General features: G+C 67.7%; 16 protein-coding genes. 2 read left to right on the forward strand and 14 right to left on the reverse strand.

The window, feature by feature from the left end; all coding sequences use genetic code 11:
• The 14 genes from ESP70_RS06700 to ESP70_RS06765 form a co-directional block, all read right to left on the reverse strand.
• The gene (locus ESP70_RS06700) at nt 1–1,428 is read right to left on the reverse strand and encodes a TadA family conjugal transfer-associated ATPase (protein WP_149688498.1); all 1,428 of its coding nucleotides are present in this window, start codon (nt 1,426–1,428) and stop codon (nt 1–3) included.
• Complete coding sequence (locus tag ESP70_RS06705; protein ID WP_149688499.1) at nt 1,425–2,690, reverse strand: CpaE/TadZ family protein; 1,266 nt, start codon at nt 2,688–2,690, stop codon at nt 1,425–1,427. Before ESP70_RS06705 ends, ESP70_RS06700 begins: the two co-directional genes overlap by 4 nt.
• Entirely contained in the window at nt 2,687–3,400 is a 714-nt protein-coding gene (gene cpaB, locus ESP70_RS06710; protein WP_149688500.1) for a Flp pilus assembly protein CpaB, read from the reverse strand. The genes ESP70_RS06705 and cpaB overlap by 4 nt, the downstream gene beginning before the upstream one ends.
• 58 nt (nt 3,401–3,458) lie before the next feature.
• Entirely contained in the window at nt 3,459–4,571 is a 1,113-nt protein-coding gene (locus ESP70_RS06715; protein ID WP_149688501.1) for a TadE/TadG family type IV pilus assembly protein, read from the reverse strand.
• Nucleotides 4,562–4,951, reverse strand: a complete 390-nt coding sequence (locus ESP70_RS06720; RefSeq protein ID WP_149688502.1) for a TadE/TadG family type IV pilus assembly protein — start codon at nt 4,949–4,951, stop codon at nt 4,562–4,564. Before ESP70_RS06720 ends, ESP70_RS06715 begins: the two co-directional genes overlap by 10 nt.
• A 97-nt stretch (nt 4,952–5,048) precedes the next feature.
• Entirely contained in the window at nt 5,049–5,246 is a 198-nt protein-coding gene (locus ESP70_RS06725; protein WP_149688503.1) for a Flp family type IVb pilin, read from the reverse strand.
• 129 nt (nt 5,247–5,375) lie between these two features.
• Nucleotides 5,376–5,567, reverse strand: a complete 192-nt coding sequence (locus ESP70_RS06730; protein WP_223148622.1) for a Flp family type IVb pilin — start codon at nt 5,565–5,567, stop codon at nt 5,376–5,378.
• 115 nt (nt 5,568–5,682) lie between these two features.
• A complete protein-coding gene (locus ESP70_RS06735) occupies nt 5,683–5,880 on the reverse strand; it encodes a Flp family type IVb pilin (protein ID WP_223148623.1) in 198 nt (65 codons plus the stop codon).
• A 225-nt stretch (nt 5,881–6,105) separates the two neighbouring features.
• A complete protein-coding gene (locus ESP70_RS06740) occupies nt 6,106–6,303 on the reverse strand; it encodes a Flp family type IVb pilin (protein WP_223148624.1) in 198 nt (65 codons plus the stop codon).
• Between the two features lie 193 nt (nt 6,304–6,496).
• On the reverse strand, nt 6,497–7,690 hold the full coding sequence (locus tag ESP70_RS06745) for a CpaE/TadZ family protein (protein ID WP_188110524.1): 1,194 nt from the start codon (nt 7,688–7,690) through the stop codon (nt 6,497–6,499).
• 37 nt (nt 7,691–7,727) lie between these two features.
• The gene (locus tag ESP70_RS06750) at nt 7,728–8,918 is read right to left on the reverse strand and encodes a pilus assembly protein TadG-related protein (RefSeq protein ID WP_149688505.1); all 1,191 of its coding nucleotides are present in this window, start codon (nt 8,916–8,918) and stop codon (nt 7,728–7,730) included.
• A gap of 259 nt (nt 8,919–9,177) precedes the next feature.
• A complete protein-coding gene (locus ESP70_RS06755) occupies nt 9,178–10,242 on the reverse strand; it encodes a hypothetical protein (protein ID WP_149688506.1) in 1,065 nt (354 codons plus the stop codon).
• Nucleotides 10,239–11,633, reverse strand: a complete 1,395-nt coding sequence (locus tag ESP70_RS06760; RefSeq protein WP_149688507.1) for a hypothetical protein — start codon at nt 11,631–11,633, stop codon at nt 10,239–10,241. Before ESP70_RS06760 ends, ESP70_RS06755 begins: the two co-directional genes overlap by 4 nt.
• A 55-nt stretch (nt 11,634–11,688) precedes the next feature.
• A complete protein-coding gene (locus ESP70_RS06765) occupies nt 11,689–12,213 on the reverse strand; it encodes a hypothetical protein (protein WP_149688508.1) in 525 nt (174 codons plus the stop codon).
• Between the two features lie 144 nt (nt 12,214–12,357).
• On the opposite strand from ESP70_RS06765, the gene ESP70_RS06770 reads away from it, so the two are divergent.
• Complete coding sequence (locus tag ESP70_RS06770) at nt 12,358–12,933, forward strand: RNA polymerase sigma factor (RefSeq protein WP_149688509.1); 576 nt, start codon at nt 12,358–12,360, stop codon at nt 12,931–12,933.
• Complete coding sequence (locus ESP70_RS06775; RefSeq protein ID WP_149688510.1) at nt 12,930–13,892, forward strand: DUF4349 domain-containing protein; 963 nt, start codon at nt 12,930–12,932, stop codon at nt 13,890–13,892. Before ESP70_RS06770 ends, ESP70_RS06775 begins: the two co-directional genes overlap by 4 nt.
• Nucleotides 13,893–14,020 lie beyond the last annotated feature (128 nt).

The following is a 14,020-nucleotide window of genomic DNA, read 5'->3' on the forward strand; positions in this document are numbered from 1 at the left end:
TCATCCTCCCTGCATCGCGAGACTGTCGAAGTTGAAGTTGATGCCCATCTCCTCGAACTTGTCGGTGAACCGTGGCCGGATCCCGGTCGAGATCTGGGTGCCACGGAACCGGCCGTGCACGTCGACCCCGGCCGCGTGGTCGAAGACGAACGCGTCCTGGAGCACGACGGTGTCGTTCTCCATGCCGAGGACCTCGGTGACGGCCGTGATGCGGCGCGAGCCGTCCCGGAGGCGGCTGAGCTGGATGATCAGGTCGACCGCGGACGACGCCTGCTCGCGGATCGCGCGGGCCGGCAGGTCCATGCCGGCCATCAGGACGAGCGTCTCGAGGCGCGCGATGGCGTCGCGCGGCGAGTTGGCGTGCAGCGTCGAGATCGAGCCGTCGTGACCGGTGTTCATGGCTTGCAGCATGTCGAGGCTCTCGCCACCACGGACCTCACCGACGACGATGCGGTCGGGGCGCATGCGCAACGCGTTGCGGACGAGCTCGCGGATGTTGATCTCGCCCTTGCCCTCGATGTTGGGCGGCCGGCTCTCGAGGCTGACCACGTGGTCCTGCTGGAGCCGGAGCTCGACCGCGTCCTCGATCGTCACGATGCGCTCGTCGGCAGGGATGAACGATGAGAGGACGTTGAGCAACGTCGTCTTGCCGGTGCCCGTGCCGCCGGAGACCAGGATGTTGAGCCGCGCCTGCACACACGCGTACAGGAGCTCGGCGATCCCCTTGGTCATGGTGCCGAAGTTGACCAGGTCGGCCACCTCGTACGGGGTGTCGGAGAACTTGCGGATCGTCAGGGACGAGCCGTTGACTGCGAGCGGCGGGATGATCGCGTTGACACGCGAACCGTCCATCAGGCGCGCGTCGACCAGTGGTGACGACTCGTCGACGCGGCGACCGACCCGGCCGACGATCCGGTCGATGACCCTTCGGAGGTGCTCCTCGGAGTTGAACCGCATGCCACTGAGGCTGAGCTTGCCGAACCGCTCGACGTAGATGCGGTCGTATCCGTTGACCATGATCTCGGTGACGTCGTGATCGGCGAGGAGCCGTTGCAGTGGTCCAAGTCCGAGGGCGTCATCCTCGATGTCCTGGATCAGCCGGCGGCGTTCCTCGGAGGTCAGCGAGAGCGGTTCCTCGTCGACAATGCGGGAGAGCTCGTCGCGCACGAAGCGCCGCAGCTGGTCCTCGGTCAGCGTGGAGTCGTTGATGCGCACGCCGATGCGGTCGAAGAGCGTCTCGACCGCGCGTGCCTTGACCGCGTACAAGCCCTCGGCCAGACGCGAGTCGGCCGACGAGACGTCTTCCGGGTCTGGCGTCGGCTCGGCGATCACGCTCTGGGCAGCAACCGGTGGTTTGGCGGCGAGCTTCTCCGGGATCACGTCGCTCTTGGCCCGAGCCGCCTCGAGTCGTTCACTCAGGCTGGTCATGGCTTCCTCCGACGGCCCATCTTCTTCTTGCTGGGTTTGGCTTCGGCGTCGACCACAGCGACCGGTGCGGGCGGTGCAACCGGTGCGGGCGGAGCAGCGGGCGGGACGCCGTCGAAGACGGCGTCCACGAGCCTGGTGATGGCCTTGGCCACCGGGCCGGGCTTCTTGGCCATCATGAGCGACTCGCCACGGTTGCCGGCCACTGTCACGTCGCCCGACCGCGGCACGCTGACCGCGACCGGCAGGCCGATGACGGTCTCCACGTCTTTCACCGTGAGGCCGGCATTGCGATCGGCGAAGTTGAGCGCCACGTGCCGGCGCGGAGGCAGCAGATCGAGCTCGCTGAGCACGTCGAGCTCCTTGCGCACCGCGCGGATGCTGGTGACGTCCATGCTCGAGACGATGATGACCTCGTCAGCCTTCTCCAGCGCGGCAAGCGTGTGCTCGCCGAGTCCGGCGCCGGTGTCCACCACGACGTAGCGGAACTGGCTGGCCAGCTGGTCGATCAGGTGCTTCACGTCGGCGGACCGCACATGGTCACCCACGGTCGGCGAGTCGTCGCCGGCCAGGACGTAGAAGCCGCCCGCATGGGCCGTGAGGAACGTCTTGAGGATCAACGTGTCCATCGCTGCAGAGGTGCCGAACGCATCGGCGATGCTGTGTGCCGGGTCGAGATCGAGGAGGGTCGCCGCGTCGCCGAACTGGATGTCGAGGTCGACCAGCACGGCATGGGACGGAGCGCGACGTCCGAGCCCCACTGCGAGGTTGGTCGCGATCGTGCTCTTGCCGACGCCGCCCTTGGGCGAGATCACCACGATCACGGTCGACTGGGCGATGTCGGCCACCACGGTCGGAGCCAGGTGCGGCTTGAGCCGGCTGCTCAGGTTGTCAGCGGCACGGTGGACGATGGCCAGCAGCTCGTCGTCGGTGACGAGCGGCGAGATGATCTCGCGCACACCCGACCGCATGGCGTTGAGCGCCGTCTCGGCATCGGGCTCACTGATGAGCATGAGCTCGACCCCGGGCAGCACTCGGTCGATCAGGCTGCCGATGCTCAGGGCTTCCTGGAGCGGCATCGCGTCGCCGATGATCACGATCTCGGGAAGGGCGCCGAGATCCCGGGTGAGCAGCGTCTCGATGTCGCCCTCGCGCGCGTGCTTCTCGACGATCTCCTTGTCGACGGAGGCGACCTGGTGGCCGGGCAACGCGCTGATGCGCCGGGTGATGGCCGCTGTGCCGGCCAGGATCAGGATCTGGGTCATTTCGTGATCTCGCTCTTCGTGACTGAACCGCCACTGCCGGTCGCGGTGTCCTTGTTCTGCTTGGTGAGCCAGAGCTTGCCGAACTCGGCAGCGTTGATGATGCGCCCGGCATTGCGGGTCGTGACCGCGAGCGTGATGAACTGGCCCGAAGCGCCGTCGTCCTTGCCGCCGGTGAGCCCTCCACTGACCCGCGTCACCTTCACGAAGTTCTTGGCCAGTTGGGTGAAGCCGCCGGTGTCGTTGGTCTGATAGCTCGCGACCACGCCGACGAGGTCTCCGGGCCTGAGCACACCACCCGCCGCGCGGGCCACGTCGAGCGGGACCGTGACCTCCTGATAGCCCTTGGGGACGACCGAGACAGCCGCCGGGCCACTGTCCGGCTTGGGTGAACCCTCTTGGGCGAAGCGGGTCAGCAGCAGCTGCTCCCCCGGCTCGAGTGCCACCGTGGTCGAAAGCCCCGACACCTCGCTGAGGTCGGTCACTGCATCCTTGGCGATCGCCTTCTTCGGCAGCTCGACGAGCTCGACGCTCCCGGAGATGTCTGACGCCTTGGTGTCGGCGGGGATCGTCTCCGTGACCTGCAGGACCGATCGGAGCTCGGCACCGTCGAAGGCGCGGTCATTGGCGTTCTGGGTGTAGCTGATCAGCATGACGATCCCGATCAGCGCCAAGAGCGCTGCCCCCGCCACCGCGATTATCCTCTTGTTCATGCCGTCCTGTCCTGTTGATGATTGGCGTCCCCCGGGGGACGGGTGAAGGCGTGCACGGTCAATTGATCAGCTTCACGACGGAGCCGATGTTGGGCCCGCCGACCTCGTAGTCGCCGTCAGGGCTGATGTCGTTGACGAACGCGCCCCAGATGCCGACCTTGCCTGCGGTACAGCTGCCCAGGCAGCCGTTGCTGCTCGTTCCCAGTCGGACACCGCTGATCTTGAACGGCGCGAAGCCGACGATCCTGAAGTCGAATGCCGGTGCGTTGTCGACGAACTTCGACGTCGGAGCGGTTCCGTTGGCCTCGGTCTGGACGCCGCCGTAGTTGAAGTTCCGGGTCGGCGCATAGATCGCGAACAACGTGACCTGGCCCGGCACGAACTTGTCGGCACCTGAGCTGGCGGCGTACTTGTCGGTCTGCTGGCTGTTGAGGCCACAGAGCTGGAAGTCGGCCTGGCTGTTGCCGATCTCGAGCTGGGACTTCCCGTTGTTGACGGATCCGTTGCACCCGCCGTTGGTCGTCTTCCACATGCCACCGATCACCATGCGGGTCGAGCTGCTCAACCCGGTCACATTGACGCCGGTCGGGATCGTCCCGCAACCAGAGGTGAGGTTGTTGTCGTCCTCGAGCTTGCTCTGCGGATCCTTCGCCTTGTACTTCTGGATCTCGTCGTTCGAGTTGGTGTCGATGAAGGTCGGGACGTTCACGGCGGCTTTGGTGTACTCGCACAGCGAGACGAGGAATGGCATGACATTGCCACTCGTTGGGCTGGTGTTCCACGACGCCGTCGAGGTCGCCCGCACGGCCTTGGAGCCGATGCCGAGCAGCCCGAAGAAGATCGTCTTGGCGTTCTTGGTGTTGGTGACCGTGACCGAGGTCGAGCCGATCGACACCGACGGCGCACTGTCGCTGCCGCCACCATTGGCGTTCGAGCTCAGATAGCTCGCCGCCAGGCCGGCGTTGCAGGCGCCGGCCTTGCAGCTCTGCGCCACGGCCAAGGCTCCGGCGTCGGCGCCGTGCTGCACGCGGGCCCGCTGATAGGCCATCGTCGAGGTGTCGATGCCTATGCCGGCGGCCGCCAGCAGGCACACCATCAACGCGGCGACGACGACGAGGGTGGCGCCGCGTTCATCGCGGTCCTGGCGTGTCCTGCCGAACGTCACTCGCATCGCGCTGCACCTTTGCCGATCAGGGAGTAGTTGCCGTTCATGCCGAAGATCGGCACCGACGGGCTCCACGCCTTGGACTTGCTGACCGTCGCGGTGATCGTGTCGCCGGAGTTGCAGCCTCCCGCGATGGTGATGTCACCGGCGGAGACCAGGTTGGTCGACGCTGCGCCCGCCGCCTTGGCGGCCGCGGTCGCGGGTCCGACACCGTCCGGTCCGCACTTGATCGCGTAGTAGCGCGCGGCGATGAAGGCCGCGTTGTCGGCCTGTGCCGCGTTGTGGAACCGGATGCCCCACGCCACGATCACGACGATCAACGGGCAGAGCACGATGAGCACGAGGGCGAACTCCACCAGGGCAGCGCCCCGCTCTTCATCCTTCATGCCCCACCTCCGTCACGATGTGACGGTCGGTGACGCTCCGCTATCCCCAGCGAAGCGTCGACCGCCGCCATTTCCCGAGCTTGCTGACCCGTGTGGATCAGGTCGTGATGTTGATGCCGTTGATGAACCCCGAGATCTTGCCGCCGAGCAGCTTGACGAGGGCGAGCACGATGCCGGCCATGACCGCGACCAGGATCGCGTACTCCGTCATCGACGCACCACGCTCCTCGCGGGTCTCGATCCGGTGCAGCAGCGTGGAGTACGCCAGGAAGAGATGAGCGGTGATCATGTTCATGTGAGTTTCCTTTTGGTATGTGGCCGCACCCGTCGGCGCCCTCGGATTTGACGGTAGGCCTCACGGCGAACCCCGGACGGGAAACCTGCAAATACAGTCATTAATGACTAGACGAATTGCCGGGGATGACTAGGTGTGAAGGTTGACGCCGGCCATCAGGGTCGAGATCTGGCCACCCATGAAGGTCGCTGCGGCAAACACGACGCCGGCGATGACCGCGACGAGGATCGCGTACTCGACCATCGACGCACCTCCTTCGCGGCTGGCGCGGTCGGGCGCGCCGAGACCTGCGCGGCGCAGACGCTTCATCACCTGATTCATGGCGCTACCTCGAGTCATCGCACCACCGCGCAGCGCGGTGGTGCGATGAAAGGTATGCCCCCCGACATGCCTCATGCCTCGGAAATGCCCGGAAATGGCCCGTTCGGACTACGGATCAGGTGGTGATGTTGATGCCGTTGATGAACGTCGAGAGCTTGTCGCCCAGCAGCTTGACGAGGGCGAGCACGATGCCGGCCATGACCGCCACGAGGATGGCGTACTCCGTCATCGACGCGCCACGCTCCTCGCGGGTCTCGATCCGGTGGACGAGAGCGGCGTAGGCCATGAAGAAGTGAGCGGTGATCGTGTTCATGTGGAGCTCCTTGGTGTATTCGCCGCACCCGCACGGCGTCCCCCGCCTCGCACGCTAGGCCCGACGCGCATCCAGTGGTGCAGAACCTGCAAATACAGTCATTTATGACTAGCCGGCCTGCCTCATCAGCACCCTCGAACGTCACAAAAACCGAGTCGTGCTGCGGTACGCCCCCGAAGCGCCCCGTACCGCAGCACGACCACACGTGGCCCGTTCCGGCACCGATCAGGTCGTGATGTTGATGCCGCTGATGAAGCTCGAGATCTTGCCGCCCAGCAGGGTGACGAGGGCCAGGACGATGCCGGCCATGACCGCGACGAGGATGGCGTACTCCGTCATCGACGCGCCACGCTCCTCACGGTCCTCCAGGCGACCGACCAGCATCGCGTAGGCCAACAGGAGACGCTCGGTGATGATGTTCATGCGATTTCCTTTGTCTTGCGGGTGGCCGCATGGTGCGACGCCCCTCGGGGGTTCGAAGAGGCCGGGACGGCTTCTCCGGTGAGGCGGACCAGGTGGTCCTGCGGCCGGGACACGTTCGTCCCTTCCGCCACCGAGCGGTCGGCGACCGCTCGAATGCTGATGGGCTGGCCGGCAGCTGCCCGGCCCGTACGCGTCATGCGACGTCCACTCCGCGGTGCTTGGCCACGACGCTGAGCTCGCCCTCGTGGATGCGCTGCACGAGGTGCGCGATGGCCTTGCCGAACGGCCCTCCGCGCTTGCGCCAGACGGCCGGCGTGCCGAAGTTGGCCGCGGCCGGCACCTCCGCGGCGCTCGGCACCACGACGTCGACCGGGATCCCCAGCAACGACTCGATCTCCCGCGGTCCGACACCATGCGTGCGCTCTGCCCGGTTGAGGACGACGTGGCGCGACTCCGGCACATCGCCGACGGACGACAACATCGCCAGCTGTCGGCGCAGGGCGCGGGCACTCGACACGTCCATCGACGTCACCGCGACGTGATCCGTGGCGACGCCGACTGCCGCGACCGTGAAGGGGTCGAGCCGGGCGCCGGTGTCGACCACGACATAGCGGAACTCCGCCGCCAGTCGTTGGAGCAGGCGAGAGACGGCCTCCGGCGTCGCCCGGTCGACGACGGTCGGGGTCGGTGACGAACAGAGCACCCACAGGCCACCGGCATGTGCGGTGAGGAACGTCTTGAGCACCAACGAGTCCATCGACGACCGCACCTCGAACACGTCGCCGATCGTCCCGAGCGGGTCGAGATCGAGCATCAACCCGACGTCGCCGAACTGGAGGTCGAGGTCGACGAGCACGGTGTCCCGCGGAGCCTCGGCGGCGAGCGCCACGGCGAGGTTCACCGCCACCGTGCTGCGTCCGACCCCGCCGCGCGGCCCGGTCACCACGATGATGCGGCTCGAGTCCTCCGGGGCCGCTTCGGCCGGCACCCCATGGACACCGATGCTCCGGACGTTGCTCCCCTCGAACCTGGCCCACAGCGACTCGATGTCGTGCGCCGACGCTGACGACGGGATGACATCCCGTACGCCGGCGCGCATCGCCTCGACCATCGAAACGCGATCGGGGTCGGACACCAGCACCACGTGGGCGCCGGGAACCTCCCGGCGGATCGCCTCGGCGAGGGTGAGCGCCTCGCCCACTGGCAGCAGGTCGCCGACCATCACGACGTCCGGCGCGCTCAGGCCGCCGACGAACGCCGCCAGGCCGCCGAGCGCGATCACGCGATCGAGCTCCTCGGCCTCGATCGTGGCGACGCGGTGATCGCCCAGCGACATCGCGTGGCGGGTGAAGGTGGGGTTGGTGGCAAGCATCAGGACCCTGGTCATGTCGGTTCTCCCTTTGAAGTGGTGTGCATGCATCCCCCTAGTCGCTGATCGCCACGGACGACGCACCGAAGTCGGCGCCCGTCGGCGAGTAGGTGAAGTCCGGGTCTCGGGTGAAGGACTTCACGAAGTAGCCCTGGATCCCCTGGCAGCCGACGCTCGCCGGCGGGTGCGTGAGCAGGTTGATCGCGCCGCACAACGGCGCATTGGGATCCAGGTTGGAGTTCGTCGGGAAGTTCCAGCCCGTGATCTTGAACGGGGCGAAGCCGAGAACCTTGACGCCGATCCGCGGCGGGATCTTCGTCTTGTAGGTGCAGATCGACAGGATGCAGACGTCGACCACCAGCTCGAGCCCGAGCTGGTCGAGCGTGATGGACGGCTGGTAGATCGGCACCAGGATGACCTGGTTCTTCTTGATCGAGCTGCCCAGCTTGGTGATGCAGTTGGACGGGATGACCGAGCTCACGGTGCTGCCGAGGAAGCCGTCGATCGTCCCGACCTTCATGTTGCAGACCGACGAGTTCCAGTTGAACGTGCTGTGCAGCGCGTCCTCGATGCCGGACAGCCAGATCGGGCCGCGCAGCATCTTGAGGTTGAGCCCATCCGGGCTCGTGCAGGAGTCCGTGACGTTGAGCAGCTCACCCAGCAGTCCCGTGATGAGCCGGCCGAGCGCACCACCTTGGACGATGACGTTGAACACGACGCTGATCAGGTCCGAGCGCAGCAGGATCGGGGTCGTCGCGGGCGCCTGGTTGGCCTTCCACATGCAGTACGGCACCGCCATCGGCAGCATCGGCGCTCCCTCGACGGGGTGCCCGGAGTAGGTCGCCGTGGCCGAGGCCTTGACGGTCTTCGACCCGATGCCGAGCAGGCCGAAGAACCCCGTGTTGACCGTCTTGTCGACCTTCACCGTCACCGAGGCCGAGCTCGAGTTGACGGTTCCCGGGATGGTCGCGGTCCCACTGCCGGAGTTCTGCGTGACGAAGTAGTTCGCCGTGCTCTGCGCCCCGGCCTGGCTGCAGGTCGACTTGTTCTGCGCACAGTCCAGCGCGATCGCGTTGACCGCGGCGTCGGCGGCGTGCTGGATCCGCGTCCGCTGGTACGCCATGTTGCTCGTGTCGATGCCGATGCCGGTGGCCGCCACCAGGGCGGTCATCAGCATGCCGACAACCACAGCCGTCGCCCCTCGCTCCTCCGAGCGGGCAGGCCGACGCGAAAACCAACCGATCATCCCCGGGCTCCCTCTCCCGTTGGACTCACCAGCTGCAGTCGTGGGTCACCACGACCCCGCACGTGAGCTCAGGTTCAGGACCGGCTCCCTCCGGTCCTGGTGCTGCTACGCCATGACGGCGCGAGCTCGCTACGTGCGGCTATCACCTCGCAGAACGTTCATGATCACTCCCTCTGTTGTCGTGCATCGTCGCCGAGGCGACGCTCCCTGGCCAGAACATACTCCCGGCCAACCTGTCACATATCCACTTCGGGCGAATTCACCGAGTTGTGCTGCGATTCCAGCGAGTAATGGCAGCAAGATCGCGCAGCGCGCCGGGCGCGAGGACCATACCGAGCACCAAAGGACCGGCCCAGAGGAAGCCCCAGACGATGTTCTCGGGCCGTCCGACGAACAGCGTCAGCACGACCCAGAACGCGATCCACGCGAGCACCCGGTTGGCCAGGGGCGAGGCGATCGAGGCCCAGCCGAGCAGCCCGAGCACCAGCACCAGAACGCTCAGCAGGTCGGGCCCGGCACCTGCGAATGTCGTCAGCCGGACCGTCTCCAGGACGTGCGTGAGGCCGTCATGGGCGAACCAGCCCGGAGACTCCGGATCGCTCGCGGAGGTCTGCCGGGCCACCGCCCACAGGTGCACCGCATAGGTGACCGCGAAGAGCCCGCCGGCCGCGATCCAGGCCGTGGCCTCCCGGCGCCTCCGCTCACCCATCGCGGCCACCGCCATGATCACGAGGTAGGGCGCAGCCAGCTCACGGAAGAGGCACGCGACGAGTCCCAGCACCACGGCTGCGGCGAAGCGCTCGGACGTACGCACAGCGAGCGACAGGACGACCAGCAGTCCGGCCCAGCACTCGTGCTGGGTGACCTGGATCGGACCGACGTATGGACCGAAGGCGACGAGGGCACCCAGACCACTCAGCAGGAAGAAGGCCCGCCGGGTGTCGACACTCTCGAGCCCCTTGATCATCGCGAGACCGGCGACCACGGCGAGGGCAGCGAGCACGGCGATGCCATGACGCCAGCCGCCAAGCCCCGCCAGGAGCCACGTGAGCGTCGGCTCGCGGACGGTCATCGCGGGTCGAACGGGATAGTCGCGCTCGAGCTGCTCGGCGACCGAGGCGGAGTAGAACCCCTCGCCGTGCCGGACGTGGTCGATGACGGCCCGGTAGAGGTCCTTGTCCGCGTCGTGCCTCGACGACTGGGTCGCGTAGTCCTGCAGAGGCCCGACAGCCAAAGCCGCGCCGACGATCGCGAGCACCACGATGCCCAGGACGGCGAGACGCGCGTACGGCGGCCAGCCGGCAAACCGTCTGGAGACCGTCATGGTCGCCCGCTCTTCGGGGGTTCCAGCAGCACGTATCCGGCATCCTCGTCGACGAGTCGCCAGCCGCTGTCCCGCAGGGCGCCGACGAGCGGCTCACCTGCGACGAGCACGGCCAGCACCGGATCGGCGCGAGCCACGTATGCCTGCCACCCGGGCTGCGCCTGCATCACGCTCAGCGTCCGCTCGAGATGGCTCACCGGATAGGCGTCGAAGAGTCCGTCGACGACGACGTTGACCTGCGGGTGCCGCCACACCAGCCAGCTGCCGGCGGGTGGATCATTGAGCACCGTCTCGCCGTCACGTACGGCGTCCAGTCGGGCGTCGAACGCTGTCGGGACCTTGGCCGGCTCGTCCGAGGTGTGCGGCACCACGAGCCCCAGCACGACGGCCATCGCGGCACCCGTCAGCCAGAGTCGTCTCAGCTCGACGGATCGGGACCCGGCGTCCAGCGGGAACGACACCCGCTCCTGCAGCGCGCGGACGCACAACGGGACGACGATGAGTCCGGCGAGCGCCACCGTGCGGCCGTTGAGGACGATGCCGCCGGCGGCCATGGCGATCAGCAGACCCTCGGCAACCGTGAGCTGCTTCCGGCTCGCGAGCAGGACACCCGCCAGCACGACCATGATCGCTGCTGGCCACGGCTCGATCGAGGCGAACGACGCGCGCTGCCACTCGCTGATGAGGTGTGAGCGGTCGTTCACGACGAACGGCGTCAGCAGCAGCTTCGGTCCGACCGGCGTCAGCGCGGCAGCCGCCAGCGATGCCAGCGGGACCAGGGCGAGCCTGGCCGCCTGCCGCCGGCTCGGTCCGGCCAGGAGCAGGCCCGCCGTGACGGCGAACCCGATCGCGACACCCACGATCCAGAAGCCGTGGCACATCGCCCACAGCCACGTCATCGGGACGAGCCACCATCGGGCCCGGCCGTCCTCCTGCGTGCGGAGCCACACGTGCACCACGAGCGGCACGAGGACCAGGCTGATGAGCTGCGGGCGGGCCGAGAGGCTGCCGGACGCACCGATCAGGGCGAGGCAGGTGCCGAGGGCCGCGATGAGCGGGCTGGCGTACGCCCGGCAGATCCCATAGACCGTGAGCAGGAACGTCAGCAGGCCGACGCCGTAGAGCCAGGCAACACCCGGCAGGCCCGCAACTCGTTCGACGGCCGACATCGCCGCGGCCGCCAACGGCTGGGTCGGCACCCAGTCCGTCGTCGCGTACGTCGACCACTGCGGCGGGTCGGCCCAGTGCCACGGTGCGCCGATGTCGGCGCCCAGCCGGAGGTTGAACCAGGTGTCGGCGTTGGAGAGCGGCTGTGCCGCCACCGAGGCGAGCCGCGCCATCAGGATGAGCAGCGCGGCGATCCCCGCCCATCGGAACGCGCGCTGGGACATGGGCGCCAGCATAAGCCGGGCCGGACCGCCGCGTCGGGAAAGCGCGAATGCGGTGTCAGCTGGTGACGGTCACGGGTTCGAACAGGTCCATGCCGACCAGGACCATCGTGTTCTGGCTGACGCACGTCTGCAGGACGATGTCGGTGTGGGGCAGGTCGCGCACCTTGGTCTCGTTGCGCGGTGCGTGCCCGATCGTCTTCACGACGTAGGTGCCGTCCCGCACGCCGTCGCCCGAGAGCTTGATCGCGTCGCCCTTGCCGAGCTTGGGTATCCACGCGAGGCCGCCGCAGTAGTCGTGCTCGGCGATCAGCCGCGGCCGGTAGTCGCCGACGAAGACCGCGATCGGCCCCTTGCAGAGGTCGAGCATGAACTCCGAGCGCTTGAGGCTCGAGGTCGCGAAGATCGTCCGGACGAACTTGGCCTTGGGCGGCTTCGCCGGGCGGACGACCTGGTCGAGGGTCGCGGACTGGAGGGCGGTGGGCCCCGACGACGGCGTCGGTGCGTCGGATCCGGATGACAGCAGGGTCACCGCGAGCACGGCGGTCGCCGCGACGACGAGGGCCGCGAGGATTCGCTTCATGGTGTCACCTCCTGCTCCCACCATCGTACGAGGCGGTGCCCGACCCCGGTGACTCACGAAAAAGTCCAGGCATACGTGAGACGGTGTGGCTGGTCCGGACATCTGCAGGTAGACGTCCGCACACCGCACAGATCGGAGCGCCGGGTGACATCACCGACGACGACCGCCGAAGGCACCGGGGACCGCGAGCTGCTGGCCCGCGCCTCGGCCGGCGACCGGGCCGCGTTCGGCCAGCTGTACGACCGGCACGTGCGGCCGGTCTACTGGCAGGCGTACGCCGTCGTGCGGGACCAGCGCGAGGCCGAGGACGTCACCCAGGACGTGTTCATCACGACGTGGGACAAGATCCGCCGCATCACGGTCGTCGACGACTCGGTGCTGCCGTGGCTGCTCGTCACGGCGCGATACACCGCCCTCAATGCCAGGCGCCGCTCGCAGAAGGTCAGCGCCCGCAGCATCCAGCTCAACGCCGAGCTGCCGGACGACGCATCGGTCGAGGACGAGGTCGTCGCCGGGCAGATCCGCGGCGAGATCGACAAGGCGGTCGCAGCGCTCTCGCCGACCGACCAACGGCTCTACGAGATGTGCGTCGCCGGCGATCACACGTACGAGCTGGCGGCCCGCGAGCTCGGCGTCAGCCACGCCGCGGTCCGCAACCGCGTCTCACGACTCCGCACCCGGCTTCGCGCCGACCTCCGTTCGATGAGGGAGACATCATGACCACCCCCACGCTCAACGACGACCGCATCAGCAAGATGCGCTCCACCGTCATGCACGCGGTCGACCAAGACATCGCCAAGCGCGGTCACCGGGCCCGCACCACGATCGGCCTTGCGGCCGCGAGCGTCGTCGTGATCGGGTTCGGCTCGGTCGGCATCGGCGCGCTGAGCAACGGCGGCGGTGCCGGTGACGGCGCTGACAGCAGCAGCGCCGGTCGCTCCGACCTGCGCGAGAAGAGCTCGGCTCCGCAGGCCGACGACTCGGCCGGCGGCGCCAGCCAGGACAAGGCCGCCGCGCCGGAGGCCGACCGCGAGGTCATCACGACCGGCGAGATCAACGTGACGGTCAAGGACCCGCGCGCGGTCGCGCAGCAGATCAGCGCGTACGCCGAATCGATCGGTGGCCGGGTCGACAGCCGCACCGAGCACGGCGACGGGGACGACGCCTCGGCGTTCGTCACGGTCCGCGTGCCGAGCACCAAGGTCACCGCGACGGTCAAGCGGCTCGACTCCTACGGCACGGTCACCAATGTCTCGCTGCAGAACGACGACGTCACGGCCCAGGCCAAGGACCTCGACGCCCGCATCGACGCGCTGCGGCTGTCGATCGACCGGCTCGAGCGGATCATGGCGAACGCGGACACCAGCGGCGAGCTGATCAAGGCCGAGAACGCGCTGACCCAGCGGCAGGAACAGCTCGAGAGCTTCGAGGCGCAGCGCAAGCAGATCGCCGACCAGGTCTCGCTGTCGACGCTGTCGATCGACCTGTCCCAGAAGGCCAAGGCCGACTCGGTCGAGCCCGGGGGCTTCAAGGGTGGGCTCACGGACGGCTGGAACGCCTTGGTGTCGACGGTCAACAACGTCGTCGAGGTCGCCGGAGTGCTGCTCCCGTGGCTCGCGATCGTGATCGTGCTCTATGGCGCCTACCGCCTCGTCGCCCGCCGTCGCGGCTGGAACTGAGCGTCTCACCATTCGAACAGGTGTTCGACTTTGTCGGTGATCTGTCGTAGTGTTGTCAGTGCGCCGATCTGGAACGACATGGGTCGGGTGAGAACCCTTCAGTGGGCCCCAAGGTTGAGATGACTCCC

The sequence above is a fragment of the Aeromicrobium ginsengisoli genome (assembly GCF_004134905.2).
Taxonomy (GTDB): Bacteria; Actinomycetota; Actinomycetes; order Propionibacteriales; family Nocardioidaceae; genus Aeromicrobium; species Aeromicrobium ginsengisoli.